The 18,844-nt window shown below is 47.4% G+C and carries 16 protein-coding genes; 11 read left to right on the top strand and 5 right to left on the bottom strand.

From position 1 onward, the window contains the following. Positions 1 to 42: 42 nt before the first annotated feature. Positions 43 to 2,967, top strand: coding sequence for an SDR family NAD(P)-dependent oxidoreductase (locus ACO08K_RS21660; protein ID WP_421798557.1), 2,925 nt, complete (start codon positions 43 to 45; stop codon positions 2,965 to 2,967). Positions 2,968 to 3,048: 81 nt separating this feature from the next. Here ACO08K_RS21660 and ACO08K_RS21655 read toward each other — a convergent pair whose 3' ends face one another. Together ACO08K_RS21655 and ACO08K_RS21650 are read right to left on the bottom strand one after the other, a co-directional pair. After that, positions 3,049 to 4,506 (bottom strand): MauE/DoxX family redox-associated membrane protein, encoded by a 1,458-nt coding sequence (locus ACO08K_RS21655; protein ID WP_421798556.1) that lies wholly within the window; start codon positions 4,504 to 4,506, stop codon positions 3,049 to 3,051. Between the two features lie 96 nt (positions 4,507 to 4,602). After that, positions 4,603 to 5,148 carry a DUF1599 domain-containing protein gene (locus tag ACO08K_RS21650; RefSeq protein WP_421798555.1) on the bottom strand — a complete coding sequence of 182 codons (546 nt, stop codon included), beginning with the start codon at positions 5,146 to 5,148 and terminating at the stop codon, positions 4,603 to 4,605. A 217-nt stretch (positions 5,149 to 5,365) separates the two neighbouring features. Between ACO08K_RS21650 and ACO08K_RS21645 the strand changes: the two genes are divergently transcribed. After that, a complete protein-coding gene (locus ACO08K_RS21645; RefSeq protein ID WP_421798554.1) occupies positions 5,366 to 6,013 on the top strand; it encodes an IMPACT family protein in 648 nt (215 codons plus the stop codon). Between the two features lie 5 nt (positions 6,014 to 6,018). Beyond that, positions 6,019 to 7,677 carry a choice-of-anchor B family protein gene (locus ACO08K_RS21640; protein ID WP_421798553.1) on the top strand — a complete coding sequence of 553 codons (1,659 nt, stop codon included), beginning with the start codon at positions 6,019 to 6,021 and terminating at the stop codon, positions 7,675 to 7,677. Positions 7,678 to 7,748: 71 nt separating this feature from the next. Here ACO08K_RS21640 and ACO08K_RS21635 read toward each other — a convergent pair whose 3' ends face one another. Continuing rightward, on the bottom strand, positions 7,749 to 9,674 hold the full coding sequence (locus ACO08K_RS21635) for a carboxypeptidase regulatory-like domain-containing protein (protein ID WP_421798552.1): 1,926 nt from the start codon (positions 9,672 to 9,674) through the stop codon (positions 7,749 to 7,751). 301 nt (positions 9,675 to 9,975) lie between these two features. Here ACO08K_RS21635 and ACO08K_RS21630 point away from each other — a divergent pair, with 301 nt between their 5' ends. The 8 genes from ACO08K_RS21630 (at position 9,976) to ACO08K_RS21595 (ending at position 16,606) form a co-directional block, all read left to right on the top strand. After that, a complete protein-coding gene (locus ACO08K_RS21630) occupies positions 9,976 to 10,506 on the top strand; it encodes an RNA polymerase sigma factor (protein ID WP_421798551.1) in 531 nt (176 codons plus the stop codon). Positions 10,507 to 10,508: 2 nt separating this feature from the next. Next, positions 10,509 to 11,120, top strand: a complete 612-nt coding sequence (locus ACO08K_RS21625; protein ID WP_421798550.1) for a hypothetical protein — start codon at positions 10,509 to 10,511, stop codon at positions 11,118 to 11,120. A gap of 42 nt (positions 11,121 to 11,162) precedes the next feature. Then, a complete protein-coding gene (locus ACO08K_RS21620) occupies positions 11,163 to 12,059 on the top strand; it encodes a hypothetical protein (RefSeq protein WP_421798549.1) in 897 nt (298 codons plus the stop codon). 30 nt (positions 12,060 to 12,089) lie between these two features. Beyond that, complete coding sequence (locus ACO08K_RS21615; RefSeq protein WP_421798548.1) at positions 12,090 to 12,788, top strand: 3-keto-disaccharide hydrolase; 699 nt, start codon at positions 12,090 to 12,092, stop codon at positions 12,786 to 12,788. A gap of 75 nt (positions 12,789 to 12,863) precedes the next feature. Beyond that, on the top strand, positions 12,864 to 14,051 hold the full coding sequence (locus tag ACO08K_RS21610; RefSeq protein WP_421800576.1) for a nitric oxide synthase oxygenase: 1,188 nt from the start codon (positions 12,864 to 12,866) through the stop codon (positions 14,049 to 14,051). 61 nt (positions 14,052 to 14,112) lie between these two features. Then, the gene (locus ACO08K_RS21605; protein ID WP_421798547.1) at positions 14,113 to 14,910 is read left to right on the top strand and encodes a shikimate dehydrogenase family protein; all 798 of its coding nucleotides are present in this window, start codon (positions 14,113 to 14,115) and stop codon (positions 14,908 to 14,910) included. 5 nt (positions 14,911 to 14,915) lie between these two features. After that, the gene (locus ACO08K_RS21600; RefSeq protein WP_421798546.1) at positions 14,916 to 16,133 is read left to right on the top strand and encodes a proline dehydrogenase family protein; all 1,218 of its coding nucleotides are present in this window, start codon (positions 14,916 to 14,918) and stop codon (positions 16,131 to 16,133) included. Between the two features lie 20 nt (positions 16,134 to 16,153). Beyond that, a complete protein-coding gene (locus ACO08K_RS21595; RefSeq protein ID WP_421798545.1) occupies positions 16,154 to 16,606 on the top strand; it encodes a 3-oxoacyl-ACP synthase in 453 nt (150 codons plus the stop codon). A gap of 149 nt (positions 16,607 to 16,755) precedes the next feature. On the opposite strand, the gene rbsK is transcribed toward ACO08K_RS21595, so the two are convergent. Next, entirely contained in the window at positions 16,756 to 17,655 is a 900-nt protein-coding gene (rbsK, locus tag ACO08K_RS21590; protein ID WP_421798544.1) for a ribokinase, read from the bottom strand. 12 nt (positions 17,656 to 17,667) lie between these two features. After that, complete coding sequence (locus ACO08K_RS21585) at positions 17,668 to 18,663, bottom strand: GRP family sugar transporter (protein ID WP_421798543.1); 996 nt, start codon at positions 18,661 to 18,663, stop codon at positions 17,668 to 17,670. Between the last annotated feature and the right edge of the window lie 181 nt (positions 18,664 to 18,844).

Below are 18,844 nucleotides of genomic sequence, written 5' to 3'. Positions count from 1 at the left end.
CCTTTTTTCAAAACCAAACAACCTAGAAACCGAAAGAAAACCATGGCAACTAAAAAAATAGCACTAGCTTACTGTATCGACAACCTCCCGGTTGCAGAATCGCTGTATAAGGCATTGAGCCAAACATCTTATAGTGTAAGCCACTACTATTGCAAAAAAAATGCGGATGAGGCTACCCTGGCTGAACAACTACGCGACTTTGATGGCACTATCTTACTGCTCATTAGCGATAATTTCCTGCGCTCGGAACATTGTATGAATCGCGCGCTGCAATTGGTGCAACAAAAAGCGAGCAACATTCTGCCCCTTGTCATCGATGGCCGCACCAAAGATGAAGTTTCCGGGGAGTGGGTCAGTACTCCTACCAAATTTGAACGCATTGGCGACATCATTCCCTATATCAATTATTGGCAAAACAAATACCTGGACCTGCGCAGCCAAAAGCGCAAGTTTGAAGCCGAAAATGAGGCCGACAAACGTGAAGAATTGAACGAAAACTTGCGGGTACTCCGCCAGGTTTCCAGTGAGGCCAGCGAATTCTTACGGGTACTGCGCAATATGCGCTACTACCAGTTCAGTGATTTTATCGAAAACCACCTGCGGGCTTTCTTTGAATTTGTGGAAGATTCCGCTGAGTGGTCTGCTTTCAAAGCCAATGTGCCCAATTTGAGTTTCCAGACCGATGGAGCAGCAGAACTGGAAACCGAAGCAACAACAAATGTGGTAGAGGTGCCAGCTGAACCTGAGTCACGAGATTTACCCGTTGTTGAATCAATCCAGGAACCAGAAGTAGCTGCCACACCAGAAGAGCCTGTCGTTCCAGTGGAAGAGCCCGTCGAAGTGGTAGAACACAGCCACGAGCCCTCCGAAACCCAGGAGGAATGGACTGGTGCCGAATTGGCCGAAAACCTAGAAGACCTCGGCGTAGTTATTGCCGAACATGCTGCCCTTGCCAACGAAGAAATTCTACTGGAAATTCCTCCACTGGAACCAGAAATAGAAGTCAGCGCCGAATTAAGCATTGACGAAGTAGTGGAACCCGAAACTGCCGAAGTTGCGGACACCCAGACCGACACTCCGCTGGATGCTCCCGACGCACAAGCGCATGAGGAGCCAGCCACTGAAGCAGCCAATGCTGAAGAAGAGGAGGAAGAACAGAATGATGATGACGACGATGATGACGAGGAGGAAGAACAGAATGATGACTACGACGATGACGAGGAGGAAGAAAGCAATGACAAGGTAAGTGACCTCATTCGTGAAGCTCGTGGTTTGGTTGCATCTGGTCAGGTGGAAGCGGGCATCAATTATATGAAACAAGCGATCAAAATGTATCCGGGCAGTGCTGAATTGCACTACTTCTATGGCTTGATTTTGGCGCAAAATACTCGCGACCTCAACGGAGCCTTGGAACAATTGGCTCTGGCTACCGAAATTGATCCCGATCACGAAGCTGCCTTCTTCCTGCTTGGCGAATTGGCCGAGCTTCAGGGCGATTTCAACGCCGCCCGCAAACACTACGAGCGCTTGATCGACATCAACGATGAATTCACCGATGTTTACTATCGCCTGGGAACGGTGCTACAAGCCAATTTTCCGGAAGAAGTGGAGTACGCGGCCAAATGTTTCAAAAAAGCAGCCAAGCGCAATCCGGGCAATGCTGACGCCCATTACCAGTATGCCTCTATCCTGGCCGATGTGATGGGAAAAACGGCCAAAGCCGAAGAGTGGTTTCTCAAAACCCTAGACATTCAAAGCAAACACCCTTTTGCCAATTACGACCTGGCTTTGATCTACCACACTGCTGGTGATGCCGCCAAAGCCCTGGAATATTACGAAGCTGCAATTCTGAACAATCCAGAGTTACAAACGCCGGAAAATGAAATTGCATTCCGGGGATTAGGCACTCCTGCCGAGCCCGTACTTGAAGAAGTAGCTGAAGAAATCGCGGAGGAAGTTCCTGCTGCGCCGGGGGAATCCGATGCACCCGAAGAGCCTGTTGCGTTGGAAGAGCTTGCAGGAGTAGCCGAGGAGCTCAGCGTTCCTGCTCTTTCACCGCTGCTTTCCATCGAACACGACACCATTGAGGCACTAAAACAAAACATTCTGCGCCTGGAAGAATTGCTGAAAGCCAAAGCAGCCCAGGTGGAAGAAGCGGCCGTCGAGGAAGAACCCGTTGTGGAGGAGCCCATTGAAATGCCCCCCGCCAAAACGGCCTTGATTACGGGCGCTACTTCTGGGATTGGTCTGGCCACTGCGCGTACCTTTGCCCAGGCAGGCTGGCGCTTGATCCTTACCGGGCGCCGGGAAGATCGTTTAGAAGCAGTAAAAGAAGAATTGATTGAGGCCGGAGTTGAAGTATTGGGGCTCGTTTTCGACGTGCGCAACTACCACAGTGTAGCTGAAACCATCCAGAATTTACCTGAGGAATGGCACAGCATCGACCTCCTGATCAACAACGCGGGTAAAGCAAAAGGTTTGTCCGAAATTCAGGAAGGCTCACTGGAGCACTGGGAAGAGATGATCGATACCAACATCAAAGGCTTGCTTTACCTCACCCGTTGCATCAGCCCGATGATGGTGGCCCAACACAGTGGTCATATCATCAACATTGGTTCTATTGCGGGCAAGGAGCCATATCCAATGGGTAATGTGTATTGCGCTTCAAAAGCCGCAGTGGATATGCTGACCAGGACCATGCGCCTGGACTTGCACAAATACAACATCCGGGTGAGCCAAATTGCACCGGGTCATGTGGAAGAAACGGAGTTTGCGCTGGTGCGTTTTGATGGAGACGCGGATCGGGCCAAAATTTACAATGACTTCCAACCGCTGACTTCGCAGGATGTGGCCAATACCATTTATTACATGGCTACCCAGCCATCCCATGTCAATATTCAGGATGTTGTGATATATGGGACGCAACAGGCGAGTGCGACGGTGATTGATCGTTCGGGGCGTGCGTAAATAAAATGGATTGAAATAAAAATAAAATGGGGTGCGCGGATAAATTCTGCGCACCCCATTTTATTTTTATTTCAATCCATTTTACTTCATATACTTCGCCTTCACTTCTTCAAAGCTCGGGAATTTCCGGATGTGCCAATCCTCCACAATCGTTCCATCCTTGAACAACAGTACCCCTGGATTTGAACGAATGATCGTCTTCAACAAAATATCATCGGCACGGAGCGTCAGGAAGTTGAAGCCCGTTTTTTCCTTAAATGCATCAATCATTGCCGGGTCGTAAGGACTCGTGATGGCATACACTGTAGCGCCAGCCTCCTTGGCCTTGGTCATTTCCGCTACCAGTTTTTTCCACTTGGTCACGTAGTGCTCATCCCAGGTATACAATTTGTGGGTGATGGTACGCGTAGCGATAGAATCCACCACTTTGGTAGAATCTGCTCCCATTTTGAAAATGGTATCCTGTACCGTTTCCGTTCTGGTTCCAGACTCCTCCCCGTAGAGCTTGTAGGCCACAATCATAAAGTGGTAGCCTTTGATGCCTTTCCAATCTTCCGTTACACTGCTGCCATCGGGGCCTGTCAGGTCGAAATCGTTGATTTTGGTGATCGGAATGGCTGGTTCAGATTTAACCTGGTCAAATTCGTATTTCTCGCCAGGATATTTGTCCAACTCCTTGAGGAATTGCTCATAAGGCACTTCGATGACTTCTTTGGTCTTTTTATTGGTAAGGCGATAAGCCAGGATTTTCACTTCCTGCAAAGCCTTTTCTTCTGCTTCTTTTTGTTTCACCACATCTACGCCCGGTTTAAATGGACGGAAGTTGATGGCTGGGATGTCCCAAATGTAGTTATTGAAGCAGTACAGGGTAATCCCCACAACCGTTGCTGCATTCAAAATGCTGCGTGTTGGCATAGTAAACAACTGGTGCATCTTGCGGAAGCCCACGATAAAAATGATCGCTGGAATCATCAGCAAGAGGTCTTTAAAAAAAGAAACTTTGGGTTTCAATTTCAAAAAGTCGCCAAAACAACCACAATCGGTTACCTGCATGTTGGTTTCTACAAATGCCCCCCATTTGCTAAAGGCGAAGAAATTGTCTTCAGGGGATACAAATCCAGTCAAGTAAGTGAATCCGGTCAGGAAGGTAAAAAACAGTACCAGCAAGAAAAAAGCCCAAGCCGTAAAACGACGACTGGATCCAATGATCAACATGACACCCAACAGGATTTCAAATACAATCATGAACACCGAAAACCCATTGACGTATTTGGTCAGCAATGGAAACATGGGTGCAATAAAAGAAAACCAGGTGCCTTCAAAAGTGCTTTCAAATTTGGCAAAATACTGCTCCATTTTATAAGCAGTACCCAATGGGTCGATGGCCTTAACAAAGCCAGAGAACACAAAAAGCACTCCACAAAAGTGTTGTAAAAAGCTCACCAAAAGATTGTTCACTTTTTTCAAGACAAATTGGGTGATCCCGGTAAACACTGCCGCTACAATGGCGACGTAAAGGACAAGGGTAAAAATGGTCATGGTTGTTTGTAGTTGAGGAGTTGAGGAGTTAAGGAGTTGAGATCGGCATTTCGACTTCGCTTCGGCTTCGCTCAGCGAACGGCTCAGTGACCGATCTCAACTCCTCAACTCCTCAACTTTTTTAATCAATGCAAATACCGCATAATTCACAATATCCTGATAATTGGCATCCAAACCTTCCGAAATCAAGGTTTTCCCCTCGTTTTCTTCGATTTGTTTGATGCGCAACAACTTCATCAGAATCATATCCGTAAAAGAACTCATGCGCATGTCGCGCCAGGCTTCTCCGTAATCGTGGTTTTTGAGTGCCAACAAGTCCCGGATGATCTGGGTCTGCGCATCGTATAGGGCTTCTACTTTGATGGCTTCCAATTCCAATCCGGCGGCTTCGTCCAGCTCCAGTTGAATCAGCGCCATGATGGCGTAATTGATGATGCCTTGGTATTCAGAATCAATGGAATCGGCAATTTTTTGGGTTTTGGTTTCCTCCAGATTGCGAATACGTTTGGCCTTGATGTACAATTGGTCCGTTAGCGAAGTAGGGCGCAGAATCCGCCAAGCAGTGCCATAATCCCGCGTTTTTTTCAAAAAAATCTCCTTACATTTCGCCATTACGGCATCGTACTGTGCTAAAGTATCCATTGTACTTGATGGTTTTCCGGCACAAAAGTAAACAAATGCCGTAAATTGAAACCATTGATCTGCTTGCTGTACCAGAGAATCGACGTTTAATTGACACGAATAGATGGTCTAGGTTAAACAGCAATTCCTGGTTTGTGCGTTACAAAGATCAAAAGCGGCGCGGAGAATGCCTGTTAATGGCTTGTGAATATTTGACAACGAGTTACGAGTAGTTGAAATGAGTGATGAGTATTTGACGATTAAGGAGGCGAGTGTAGGTGAATTCAGAGACAGAGGTAGTAAATTTATTGCCTACGCCTTTCCAATATCTTCGGAACAAGACTGGCCACCCCACCTGGAAGCCATCCGCAAGGAACATCCCAAGGCTACCCATCATTGTTTTGCCTTTCGATTGGGTTTGGATAAAAACAATTACCGCGCCAACGATGATGGTGAACCCAGCGGTACCGCTGGCCGACCTATCCTGGGCCAAATCGACAGTTTTGGCCTGACCAATGTCTTCATCGTGGTGGTGCGTTATTTTGGTGGCACTTTGCTGGGTACTTCCGGGCTCATCAATGCTTATAGACTCTGTGCCGTCGACGCCCTCGAAAAAGCCGAGATCATTGAAAAAACGGTAGAAGATTTTTACCGCCTCACCTTTGATTACGCCATCATGAGTGACGTGATGAACGCCATCAAAAAACTGGGCCTGCCGATGCTGGAACAAGACTTTGGTGATTTGGGCAAGGTTACCATTGCCATTCCTAAAAGTGAGGTAAAAGACAGTCTATTTAAACTCAAAGCCTGGGTGGCTGGACTCCGCCTTGAAGAAGCCCTGGACCTGGAAAATGTGGAAGGTCTTGAAATTGAACAAATAAAATAATACCAATGAAATACCCGCTGTACACTTTTCTTATTCCTTTTTTGTTGATTGTTGGAGTGGTGATTTTGGGACCAAACCAGGGTTTATCCCAAACCCAACAACCCAACTTCAATCTGGAACTCCAGTCCAATGTCGATGAATACCCTAATGATCTCTATAGTGCCATCTGGGGGTACGTGGATGGCCAGGGGCGGGAGTACGCCGTTTTAGGCACCCGCATTGGCACGGCCATTTATTTGCTGACCGACCCCAAAAAGCCCAAAAAAGTGGCCTTCATTCCGGGTTCCCGCAGCATTTGGCGAGAAATGAAAGCGTACAAGGATTATGTATACGTTACCATTGACAATGTTCCCGACGGATTATTGGTCATCAACATGAAAAATGCCCCGGACACCATTACCTGGAAACTCATCAAACCACAAGCTCCAATTGATCCCCTCATGCCCGGGCTAGTTGAACGTTGCCATACCATTTGGATTGATGAAAATGGAGTGATGTACCTCTCCGGTTGCAATGTAAACAATGGTGCTGTGGTCATGTACGACCTAAAGGCTAACCCGGAAGTCCCGAAATACCTGGGCGCCGTCAAAACAGGCCTCTACTCCCATGACAATTTCACCCGTGGGGATACCGTGTGGAGTTCAGACATCTACAGTGGCAGAGTAAACATTATAGACGCCAAAAACAAAGCCAATCCAGTGCTCTTAAACTCCATCACTACTACCTCCCGCTTTACGCACAACTGTTGGTTATCTGATGATGGCAAATACCTGTTTACCACCGATGAACGCCTTAACGCCAGTATCGATGCCTACAAAGTGAGTGATTTAAACAACATTGAATTACTGGACGTCTTCACCGCAGCTGCTACGCGGGGGCGCGGGGTAGTTCCACACAATACCCATTACCTGAAGGGGTTTTTACCGACGGCCTATTACACCGATGGGGTAAAAATAGTGGATGCCAGTCGCCCAAGCAACCTCGTTGAAGTGGGCAGTTATGATACCTACCCTGGGCCTGATGGAGGATTCGCCGGGGTTTGGGGCATCTATCCCTATTTCCCTAGTGGTTTGTTGATTGCTTCGGATATTCAAACAGGCTTGTGGGTGTTCAAACCGAACTATCAAAAAGCCTGCTTTCTGGAAGGTTTGATCACCGACGCCCGCACCAACAACCCGGTGACAGAAGTAGAAGTTAAAATATTGGCGCCACAAGTGAACCTTGAACGGTCCAAAACCTCCGGAGAATACGCTACGGGTATCGCCCAAAGTGGCACCTACCGAGTCGTCTATTACAAGGAAGGTTACCAGCCCGACACCCTATCCGTAGTTCTGGCCAATGGAAAAGTAAGCATTCAAAATGTAAAGTTGCGCCCGGATGGCTTTACCACTGGCCTGAATGACCTCAAACAATTGCCTTTACAACTGAGTGCGAGCCCCAACCCCTTTTACGAGTCTTTGCGTTTGAATTATACTTGGCAAAACCAGGGGCATGCTGCTGAATTGAGGGTGTATAATTCCCTCGGTAAGATTGTTGAAAAATATCAGTTGATGCCTGGGAATGGCCAGATTCAAATTGGCGAAAACCTGCCCAAAGGGCAATACTGGGTGCAGGTACAAAGTGTAGAGGGAAGTAGTAAGGCAGTGAGTGTGGTGAAACAATGATCAGCTATCAGCCATGAGCTATGGGCAATCAGCCAAGCTAGCTGATTGCCCATAGCTCACGGCTGATGGCTTCAATACGTTCCATCCACAGTCCCATTGATATCTCCAAATTTGATGCCAATGATATCAAAGGTGGTATTTTTATTGACCAAAGCAGGAATCGTATAAATACCAGCAGCAAAGCCTTTAAAAGGGTCTTTTTCGTCAACAAAGTTCTTGGCAGCTGGAACAAATAGCCAGGTTGGGGCTGGGAATTTAGTATCCAGATTTAAAATCACCCTACGCATTTGAATCAAGTCCAATGTAGTGATGGAGCCGGAATTGTTGACATCGGCAGCAATCATTTGATAAGGAGTAGACAGGGCTTCAAGATTCAAAATGTGTTTTTGCACCCTGATAATATCCAGTGTAGACAATCCATTTTCATATACATCTGCCTTACCTGCACCCACTTCATAAGCCTCACCCATGGGGATGTTGTCAATGGAAAAGTTGCCCAGGTCGTCGGTCAGGGTGGTAATTGTCACCCCACTGGAGCCCAATATTTGAACCCGCGCATTGGCAATGGCGATGCCCTTTTCAGTTTTGACTGTGCCGCTGATGGTACCACCACCTTTAACCGGGTTTTCGATGCCATCCAATGTTTCCGGAGCCAGGTTTGATGGGTCTAACCAATCTTTTAAGCGAGCATTGGCCTGATCCGATCCATCCCAGGAGATGAACAATCGCCCAAAATAACCAATGGGTTGATCACAGGTGTCCTTTCCACCGTGCAACTGGCCCACTACCCTTTTTTTCTCATTCAGCAAGGCACTACCGGATGATCCTACTTTAAAAGTACCTTTATCAATGTCCATGCGCAAATGGAAATTGGCAGGCGTAGTAACATCATTGTTCCACTGAATAGCATTGGGGTTCACGATAAGTGGGTCCTTATCGATCGAGATTTTTTTGATGTCACCTTGCGGATGGTGGATAAAAGCGGCCGAACTTGGTGCTTCTTTTTGGCGATCCCAGCCTAAAAAATAAGCTTTGAAGGATTGAGGAATGCTATTGGACAATTCGAGCAAAAGGAAATCACTCATTTGCCGTCCAGCCAGCAGTTTTGCCCCCAATAAAGTTTGCCATTGCGGTTCTTTGGTGGGATTGTCACAGGTTTTGCTCTCGTAATTGAAGTCAAAACGCCATAGTTCATAAAGCGGGGTATATCCATCCTGGCAGTGAAAAGCGGTCAGTAACAGTGGCCGTCCATCCTGCTTGGTGTTGTTCATGAGGTTGCCGGTACATACTCCGGTTCCTTCTTTCACAATCACAACAATGCGACAAACCCCACGTTTTTCAGTCGAATAATCACTTCCCTCTTCACAATTGACGTTTACATTACAGGGTGCGGAGGCTCCAAAACCCAACTCAATACTCAGTTTTCCGGAAACATCAAAATTGGCCGCTTTCAGGTTGTCCTGATGGTAAGCGTGATCGACCCGAAACAAGTGTAAACGCCCCTGACCCTTAAACTCAGGTGGCTCAATGTATTCCAATTGCGCCGATTCTCCGCGGACCAAGCCGATGAGGAATTTGCCATTGGCCTGATTGTCCAGCCCATTGTAGGTTTGCATCAATTGACCATCAGCATGGTAAACGTGAAGCAGTGCTCCAGGTGGGATAAAAAAATCGTCAAAAAGCAACATCAAACCCAATGCTGTTTTGGACTGTACCTTCATCCGCCAAACGTTGCTGCCATCGGGGTTGCTGGCCCAGGTGCCTGAATTTTCCAAACCCAAATCAACAAGTAAGGGTGCTGCAAAGCGATTTCCTGGCTTGAGGCGATCTTCTTTCAGCGTTTTTTTCAGTGAAAAGCGTGGTAGTTTTTCCGTAGTAATTGTTGCCCAACGGGCACTCATAGGGGCATTGTTCAAGCGCTCTTGAGCGGATAGTGCGGTCGTCGTCATCATCAACGCCAGCGCGCTGAAACATACTGCCAAAACCTTGCGTAGCATAGCGATAAAATTAAGTAAACCCTGTAGACTATTATTTAAAGGTTTTCCATCATGACTTGTGTGCAGGTTCCTAACGCAGTGTATTGAATTTCGTACAGTAAAGGTAGTTAAATATACAGCTTGTACAAAATTTATTGTGGGTCTGTAAACGGAGAAATTTGGGAAGGAAGATGGCAAATGAACGGATAGATTGAAGGCCTGGTATCTAAACAAAGTAAAATCTCGCTATTTTTAGCCTTCATATACAACCATCATTCCATCGATCGACTCTTTAACCACAAAACAAAAGGATACCGAGCCGATGCCCTACACAATCAGTATGACGGAAGCCGACCTCATTCAAGGATGCCTGGAGCAAAATCGCCTGGCGCAGAAAACACTGTACGAGCGTTACAAAAACGCGATGTACACTGTGGCCTATCGCGTGACGGGTGATTACGATCTCGCCGAAGATGTTCTTCAGGACGCCTTCATTAAGGTTTTTCGGCACCTCAGTGGTTTCCGGCAAGAATCAACTTTGGGGGCCTGGATCAAAACCATTGTGGTACGCACCGCCTTGAGTAAGATCAAAAAAGAGCAATACACTGCCTCACTGGATCAACTTCCACCCGACACGAGCATCAGTTGGAGCCATCGCCTGGATGCCGAATACCTCGAAAAAGCCATATTGGCATTGCCAACTGGCTATCGCACGGTCTTCGTCCTCATCGAAGTAGAAGGGTATGGCCATCAGGAAGTTGCCGATTTATTGGGCATCACGGTAGGCACCTCCAAGTCGCAATTGTTTTATGCCAAAAAACGCCTGCGGGAAACCCTGGGTAAACCTGAATAACGATGGAGTCATTGAATGAAAAAAACCTAAAAGACGCCTTGCGGCACTTGCCCCAACACCGGGCACCAGAGTTCATCTGGGACCGCATCGAGCAACACCTCGAGCAGGAAGGGTACCTTCATCAAGCCATCGCGGAGTTGCCTACTTATACTGCCCCCAATGCCATTTGGGGACGCATTGAGGCTGAATTGGGGCGCGGCGGTAAAATCCGGAAATTGTCTACCTGGAGCTGGAGTGTCGCTGCGGGTGTGGCCATCGTGGTTACTGCGGCCTTGGGACTATACCAATGGAATCAAAACCGTGGCCAAATCAGCTACACCTACAGTGAGGAAAAAGCTACACCGGTCAATTCTCCCCGCGATTGGGACGATGCCGAAGCCGACGTGCAGGAGGTGCAAGCTCTCTTTGCCAATTTTTGCAAATACCAGGCTCAAAGCGATGAAGATTGCGCCTTGGAGAACGAGTTAAAAGAACTCAATGCCGCCAAAGCTGAACTCAAAGATGTAATGGCCCGTTACGGTGAAGACCCGAATTTGATCCGCGAACTCAGCGAACTGGAGCAAGATCGCAGTCGGGTGGTCAAAGCAATGGTAGAAAAAATTCAAACCTCCTAACTATTTTGTTCATAAAGTCCATTAAGAAAAAATATGCAGTTCATGAAATTCCGTATTTTTCTTTGCCTTAGCTTCTGGAGCATTTTGCATTTGGGGTTTGCCCAAAATGGAACAATGCAGGTGGTTACCAAACGCATCGACAAAACGTTCAGCTACCGGGAGGGGTATTCACTGAACATAGAAGGTGAACGGGCCGAAGTGCGCGTTGAAACCTGGAGTAAACCGGAAATCAAGGTCCAAATCATTTTCACCGCCAAACACAGCAAAAAGGAACAGGCGGAGAAGGACCTGGAAAAAATGCGCTACATCACCAATAAGGAGAAGAATAAAATTTACCTGCGCAATTACCTCGATGTGCCCGAAGGTAGCCCCGAATTGCAATCACAACTGATTGCCAACTACGTCATCATGATGCCAGAAGAATGCCCCATTTACATCAAAAACAACTACGGGCTGATTGATGCCAAAGACCTGATGAGTAGTTTGAAGTTGAATACCCGTTTCAGTCGCATTGGCCTGGAAAACATCATTGGAGACATTGACATTAATACCAGTTTTGGGGATCTTTTTGCTGACAATCTGGACGGCAACATCAAAATCGTTTCTCGCCGTTCTGACATGACCCTCAAACACATGCGTGGCCGTTACGACATCAATGCCCAATACGGCATTCTCAATTTTTTTGCAACCGATCAACTCCGCGATTTCAATCTCAAAGCAGACAAATCAAACGTATTTATCCATACCCTCCAACCGGGTGCCTTTTCGTACAACCTCAGTGTACAAAACGGGCGCGTAGACTACCCCAACGAGTTGAAATTCAAACTCCTGGACATGAAGGATACAGGCATCAAAAAAATCACCTTTAAACCCAACAAGGAATATTACCCCAACGTCACGATCAGTATTACTTTCGGAGACTTGTTCATTGGCAAGTAAAGTGCTACTTTTCATCCGAAAAAACGCACTATGAAACCTTTCATCATCATCGCCCTGGCCTTTGGTCTGTTTTGTTGCAAATCAGCCAATACTTCCCATTCCAAAGCACAAAGCCTGTTCAACGGTAAAGACCTCAGTGGTTGGCACGCCGATGTGCCCGACATGGACAAGGATCCCAATCTTAAAAGCCCATTTCTGGTGCGCAATGGCTTGCTGGTCAGCATGGGCACCCCGGGTGGGCACCTCATCACCGACGCCATTCATCAAAATTATCGACTGGAAATAGAATACCGCTTTGCAGGCAAACCCGGCAATTGTGGCGCGCTCGTTCACGCCTCTACTCCACGCGCACTGTACAGCATGTTTCCCAAATCCATTGAAGTGCAAATGATGCACCAAAATGCCGGCGACTTCTGGTGCATTGTAGAAGACATCAGTGTGCCCGAAATGGAAAAAAGGCGTGGACCCAAAGAAAAATGGGGCATTACCGAAGGTAAGGAGCGGCGCATTGTGAACCTGACCGATGGCTCCGAAAAACCACTTGGTGAATGGAACAGCATGACCATTGAATGCCTCAATGCCGAAGTCAAAGTCTGGGTAAATGGCGATTTGGTCAATCACGGTTTCAATTCCACCGCTACCAAAGGTCAAATTGCATTACAAGCCGAAGGCTCCGAAGTAGAATTCCGCAAGGTTATGTTGACGCCCATCCGAAAAATATCTGAATAATCTCCTCTGATTTGGTAAACAATCTACACTCCAGCGTCGTTATGCTTGGCGATTGAATCATGTAGTGGAGGAACAATGGTAGAATACCTGGAAAAACTTTGGGCGAAGGCGGAAAACTTTTATCGTGATTATTATCTGGAAAAGGGCCTGGGTGACCCTGGGTTTCGCCTGGCTCAAATTAAAGCCGAAATTGACACTAAGGGCACTTATTGGCAAACCTATGCTGAACTGGAATATGGGGCCAAAATAGCGTGGCGGAATAGCAATCGCTGCATTGGCCGGTTGTTCTGGAAATCACTAAAAGTGCGTGATTTGCGGCACATCAATGAGGAACAGGATATCTTCGAAGCCATTGTTGAACACCTGCACTTGGCCAGCAACCAGGGTAAAATCCGACCTTACATCAGTATTTTTAGGGCTGAGGAGCCGCATCTGGGAAAATCCATCCGCTTGTGGAATTCCCAAATCATCCATTACGCAGGCTATGAGCAAAGCGGACAAGTGTTAGGTGATCCAGCCGAAATTGAATTCACCAAGATTTGCCAGGAATTGGGGTGGCAAGGGGCTGGTACTGCCTTTGATATCCTGCCACTGGTGATCCAAATGGATGAACAAAGACCCAAACTCTTTGACATTCCTCCCAAAGCCGTCCTTGAAGTCCCGCTATCTCATCCCGAACATGCTTGGTTTGCCCAGCTTGGCTTAAAATGGTACGCTGTACCGCTCATTGCCGACATGGTACTGGAAATTGGGGGATTGCATTACACCTGTGCCCCCTTTAATGGCTGGTACATGCTGACGGAAATTGCTGCACGCAATCTGGGCGACGCCCATCGCTATAATTTGCTGCCCCTCATTGCAAAAAAGCTAAATCTGGATACTCACTCCAATCAGCATTTGTGGAAAGACCGGGCCATGTTGGAGTTAAACATCGCGGTTTTGCATTCCTTTAAAAGTGTTGGGGTCAGTTTGGTTGACCACCACACTGCAGCTGAACAGTTTATCCGATTTACAGCACAAGAAGAGCAAGAAGGGCGGCAAGTTCAAGCCGACTGGGCCTGGATTGTGCCCCCCATGTCTGGTTCAAGCATGACTGTCTTCCATAAGAATTGGGACAATGAGGTCTTGACGCCCAATTATTTCTACAATACACCAATTTGGAAGGCTGCAACTACAGCAGAAACCTCCAGCAAAATCTGCCCTTTTCACATCAATAGTCAAAAAGAAATGGCCAATCAATCCAAAGAACTGGAACTTAGCTAATCACGCCTAAAATTGCATATTCACAAAAAAGCACTACCTTTAGCCCGTATTCCAAACAAATATGCACTGGCAACCTGATCCAAATCTCCGCAGCATTCCAAAGCTGTATGGCTTAATTGGTTATCCATTGAGTCATTCTTTTTCCCGCAAGTATTTTTCTGAAAAATTTGTCCGGGAGGGCATTCCCGACTCCCAGTATGAGTTGTTTCCAATCGAGACCATCGAACGACTCCCCGAGTTGTTGGCAGCATATCCCAACCTGCAAGGGCTGAATGTAACCATCCCGTACAAGCAACAAATCATCCCTTTTTTAGATTCTTTGGATGAGAGCGCAGCGGCAGTAGGGGCTGTAAACGTTATTAAGTTTTCCGGTACTCAACTCATTGGTTACAACTCGGATGTTTTTGGTTTTGAATCTTCCCTGTTGTCTTTTTTACAGGAAAACCGGACAACACCTGAGCATGCATTGATCCTGGGTACTGGTGGAGCAGCAAAAGCCGTTGTTTTTGTCCTGCAAAAGTTAAATATACCTTATTCCATAGCTTCCCGCCAACCACAAGATGGCCAAGTGAGTTATGAGGAGGTGTACACACACATTGGGCGCTTTCCGCTCATCATCAATACGACCCCACTCGGAATGGCCCCCAAAGTGGAGAGTTGCCCGGATTTGCCCTACGATCAACTAAAACGTGGACACTTACTGTACGATTTGGTGTACAATCCTGAAACGACTGAATTTATGCAACGTGGACTGGCCAGTGGGCTTCCGGTCAAAAATGGACTGGAAATGCTTTACGGTCAGGCCGAAAAAGCGTGGGAAATATGGAACACTCCAGCGGACCAACCCGCAAATCAATAGACCAAATGCCAAATTTCATAAAAGATATGCTCAACCTAACCAAAGACTTACAGTTGGATTTTTCCAATACCGAAATTGCCTTTGCCGACCGTAGCGACAAAGAATTGAATAAAACTGCCTGGTTGTTTGGCCTGATGAACAAACAATGGCTGGTGGGAATTGGCTCCAAAATTGGATTGGCCGCCATTAAACTCCATCTTCCATTTGTGACCGGTGCCATTAAAAATACCATTTTCGAGCAATTTTGCGGTGGCACTACCCTACTCGAAGCCCAAAAAACCATCGATCGCCTCAAACGCTCCAACATCAAATCCATCCTGGACTATGGTGCCGAAGCTAAAGAGGAAGAATCAGAACTGAACCATACCATGAACGAAAACCTGCGCAGCATCGAATTTTCAGCTACGCAGGATGCCGTGCCCATCATCAGCGTTAAAGTTAGTGGGCTGGGGCGCTTTGAGCTCCTGGAGAGCATCCAGGCTGGCGTTGCTTTTACAGACGAAACCAAAGCCGAATACAAAAATATTTTGCGTCGTTTGGATGCCATCTGTCATGCTGCTGCCAGCAAAGGAATGGCCGTTTTTATTGATGCGGAAGAATCCTGGATTCAGGAAACCATTGATCATCTGGCGGAAATGATGATGAAGCGCTACAATAGCGAACGGGTTGTGGTGTATACGACTTGTCAAATGTACCGCCACGATCGCTTGCAATACTTGTACGATCTGGCTGAGCGGGCTTTAAAAGAAGGGTACTTTTTAGGCGTTAAACTGGTCAGAGGTGCCTATATGGAAAAAGAACGGGAACGCGCCGAAGAAATGGGCTACGCCTCCCCCATTCATCCCACCAAAGAAGCTACAGACGAGGCCTACAATACAGCTTTGCGTTTTTGTATTGAGCATTATGAACGGGTTGCCTCCTGTAATGCCTCTCACAATGCTGAGAGTGCTCATTTACAAGCCCAATTGATCGTAGAACGCGGTATTCCACGCAATCACCCTAATCTATATTTTTGCCAATTGTACGGCATGAGCGACAATCTCACTTTCAACCTGGCTGCAGCTGGTTTTAACGCGGCCAAATATGTGGTGTACGGTTCGGTGCGTGAAGTGGTTCCTTATCTGATTCGCCGAGCTCAGGAAAACAGTTCTGTTACAGGCGACATGAGCCGTGAGTACCGCCTGGTAGCGGATGAGATCAAACGCCGGGGACTGAAGATGTAATTGCCCGACTACTTACGGCTATGTCCACATTCAAAAACACCTTGCATCAAGCCTGCCTGGCGCGCATCGATCAAAGCATTGCTGCCGCCACGCAGGCTATGGAGGATGCTCAAAACTCCGCCAATCAGGAGACCAAAAGCAGCGCAGGGGATAAATACGAAACTGGCCGGGCGATGATGCAATTGGAAAAGGACAAATTCGCCCAGCAATTGGCCCAATCCCAGGAGCTGCGTTTACAACTGGAGCAATTGAATCCAATGAGCACTTATCCGGCCATCCAACTAGGTTCTTTGTTGCGCAGCAATGAAGGCTGCTACTACCTGGCGGTAAGTTTGGGCAAAATCATGCATGAGGGCAAAGCGGTCTACGTTTTATCTGCCGCCGCTCCACTCGGGCAGGTTCTTTTGGGAAAAAAGCTTGGTGATAAAATCCTCTTTCAAGGCCGCAACATTGAAATATTAGAACTGTGGTAATGTCATAACTAAGGTGTTCCTTAAGTGCCTTAGGTTTCTTAGGTGGTTAATATTCTTTTTCACCACCTAAGAAACCTAAGGCACTCAAGGAACACCTCAGAGATTGTATGTTATACCGTCCGCAATCTCCTTAAGCAAAAAATACACTTTCAACCCAATTCTTCCCGGAAAGGTGCCGAAGCCTGTGCGCCCATCCTGGTCACCGCAATGGCACCTGCCCGGCAGGCCATGTCGATGGCTTGAGGCCAGTCCATACCTTCTGCCAGGGCCACGGCCAGGGCACCATTAAACACATCACCAGCGGCGGTAGTATCCACTGCTTGTACCTTGGGTGCAGGGATTTTAAACTGTTGACTCGCATTGTGAAAATAGGCTCCTTTGGCACCCAAGGTAATAATGACGTTAGCCACTCCTTTTTTCAGCAAAGCTTCCGCGATTTTTGGCAATGCTGCTTCGTTGTCCAACTCGATTCCGGTCAGCAGACTGGCTTCGGTTTCATTGGGCGTAATTAAAAAAAGTAAGGAATACAACTCGGCAGGTAAATCCTGAGCTGGTGCTGGATTGAGCACAAATTTCTTATTCAATGCATGGGCTTTTTGAGCCGCATGCAGCAGCGTTTCAAGTGGTGTTTCCAATTGCATCAAGACCAAATCAGCCTCTGCAAAAGCTGCGTCGTCACGATCCAGGTCGCCCGGCATCAACGCAGCATTGGCACCGGGAGCAACCACAATTTCGTTCTCACCCGTAGCGTCTACGGTAATGAGGGCCACGCCGGAAGCCAGTTTGGGATCGCTCATCACGTAAGCCACATTGATGCCTTCGTGGGCAAATCCCTCAATGGCCTGTTGGCCAAAAATGTCCTGTCCAACTTTGGCGATAAGGTCCACCTGGCCGCCCATCCGTGCAGCAGCTACTGCCTGATTGGCTCCTTTGCCGCCCGGAAAAAGGAAAAACTCCCCACCGATAATGGTTTCTCCAGGCTGAGGAAAACGACTGGTTTTGACCACCATGTCGGTATTCGAACTGCCAATAACGAGTATTTTGGGCATGTGATTTCAATTTTAACGGGCTGCAATGATCAGCCCCAGTCCAATGATGTAACACAAAAGCATACTATTCAACAGGATATTGGTTCCAGCAGGGGCTCCTTTGAACTCCTTCCAGATGTAAATGCCCCACAAGGCTGCCACAATGGTAGCCCCCTGTCCCAGACCATAAGAAATGGCTGGCCCGGCCTTATCCGAGGCAATGATGCTGAAAGACATGCCGATGCACCAAATTACACCACCCAGCACTCCCGTGAGGTGATTTTTGAGGTTGCCCCGAAAATAATCTGCGTAAGTCACCGGAGTACCTACAAAGGGGCGCCACATCAATAGGCTGTTGAACACAACATTGCTCAGCAAAATGCCAACTGAAAAAAGGACTACAGCGGAATAAGGGCTCAACTTGCCCGGGAGCGGTTGGGTAAAATCGGGAAACATGGAATTGGCAACGTATTTGTAAAACAAGCCCATCAAAGCCCCTGCAATCACCGACAGTACTAAACCTTTGGTGGATACTCCGCCCGTGGTGCTCGACAATTTGCGGTAAGCATTGGCATTGAGCAAAATTGCCAAGGCGACCAGGCCTACGCCTCCAAACAACATCAGGGCGTTACCTACAGGAGCATCCAGGTAATTGACGATCACCCCCACTACAAGCGCCAAACCGATCCCAACTGGAAAAGCAACCGACATACCCGCAATGGCAATAGCTGCACCGAGCAGAATATTGGCCGCATTGAATAGAATGCCGCCCCAGATAGCCGAACGAATACTAGCCGAATCGGCCTGCTGTACGTCTGCTACAAAGGAACGGCCTTCGTTGCCCACACTGCCTAAGGTAAAAGCAAACAAAAGGGACAGGAGCAAAATACCCAAGACATAATCCCAATAAAAGAGCTCGAAACGCCAGTTGGCTGCTGCCAATTTTTGGGTATTTGCCCAGGAACCCCAGCACAACATGGTAATGATGCAGAAAAATACTGCAATTGGATAGGTTTCAATGATGAACATGACGCAGGTTTTAAGGAGTGTTTGACTAAAAGTAAAAATTATTCACCAATTCTTCGAAGGCTATTGTTAATCTCCGTTTCAAAGAATCTGGGTCTCAAGCCAAAAACACCAACACAAAGCATTAATGATCAATATTTTAATTCGTCATTTTTCCTGATAAAAGTTTAAGTCAAGGGCAGTG

The organism is Haliscomenobacter sp. (genome assembly GCF_965225875.1).
Taxonomy (GTDB): domain Bacteria; phylum Bacteroidota; class Bacteroidia; order Chitinophagales; family Saprospiraceae; genus Haliscomenobacter.
This window is presented reverse-complemented; position numbering and strand designations above follow the sequence as displayed.

What these genes read in the sequence shown, in the direction of transcription:
- ACO08K_RS21660 (WP_421798557.1), top strand. Translation starts at nt 43, where the DNA reads ATGGCAACTAAAAAAATAGCACTAGCTTACTGTATCGACAACCTCCCG.
- ACO08K_RS21655 (WP_421798556.1), bottom strand. Translation starts at nt 4,506, where the DNA reads ATGACCATTTTTACCCTTGTCCTTTACGTCGCCATTGTAGCGGCAGTG.
- ACO08K_RS21650 (WP_421798555.1), bottom strand. Translation starts at nt 5,148, where the DNA reads ATGGATACTTTAGCACAGTACGATGCCGTAATGGCGAAATGTAAGGAG.
- ACO08K_RS21645 (WP_421798554.1), top strand. Translation starts at nt 5,366, where the DNA reads ATGAGTGATGAGTATTTGACGATTAAGGAGGCGAGTGTAGGTGAATTC.
- ACO08K_RS21640 (WP_421798553.1), top strand. Translation starts at nt 6,019, where the DNA reads ATGAAATACCCGCTGTACACTTTTCTTATTCCTTTTTTGTTGATTGTT.
- ACO08K_RS21635 (WP_421798552.1), bottom strand. Translation starts at nt 9,674, where the DNA reads ATGCTACGCAAGGTTTTGGCAGTATGTTTCAGCGCGCTGGCGTTGATG.
- ACO08K_RS21630 (WP_421798551.1), top strand. Translation starts at nt 9,976, where the DNA reads ATGCCCTACACAATCAGTATGACGGAAGCCGACCTCATTCAAGGATGC.
- ACO08K_RS21625 (WP_421798550.1), top strand. Translation starts at nt 10,509, where the DNA reads ATGGAGTCATTGAATGAAAAAAACCTAAAAGACGCCTTGCGGCACTTG.
- ACO08K_RS21620 (WP_421798549.1), top strand. Translation starts at nt 11,163, where the DNA reads ATGAAATTCCGTATTTTTCTTTGCCTTAGCTTCTGGAGCATTTTGCAT.
- ACO08K_RS21615 (WP_421798548.1), top strand. Translation starts at nt 12,090, where the DNA reads ATGAAACCTTTCATCATCATCGCCCTGGCCTTTGGTCTGTTTTGTTGC.
- ACO08K_RS21610 (WP_421800576.1), top strand. Translation starts at nt 12,864, where the DNA reads ATGGTAGAATACCTGGAAAAACTTTGGGCGAAGGCGGAAAACTTTTAT.
- ACO08K_RS21605 (WP_421798547.1), top strand. Translation starts at nt 14,113, where the DNA reads ATGCACTGGCAACCTGATCCAAATCTCCGCAGCATTCCAAAGCTGTAT.
- ACO08K_RS21600 (WP_421798546.1), top strand. Translation starts at nt 14,916, where the DNA reads ATGCCAAATTTCATAAAAGATATGCTCAACCTAACCAAAGACTTACAG.
- ACO08K_RS21595 (WP_421798545.1), top strand. Translation starts at nt 16,154, where the DNA reads ATGTCCACATTCAAAAACACCTTGCATCAAGCCTGCCTGGCGCGCATC.
- rbsK (WP_421798544.1), bottom strand. Translation starts at nt 17,655, where the DNA reads ATGCCCAAAATACTCGTTATTGGCAGTTCGAATACCGACATGGTGGTC.
- ACO08K_RS21585 (WP_421798543.1), bottom strand. Translation starts at nt 18,663, where the DNA reads ATGTTCATCATTGAAACCTATCCAATTGCAGTATTTTTCTGCATCATT.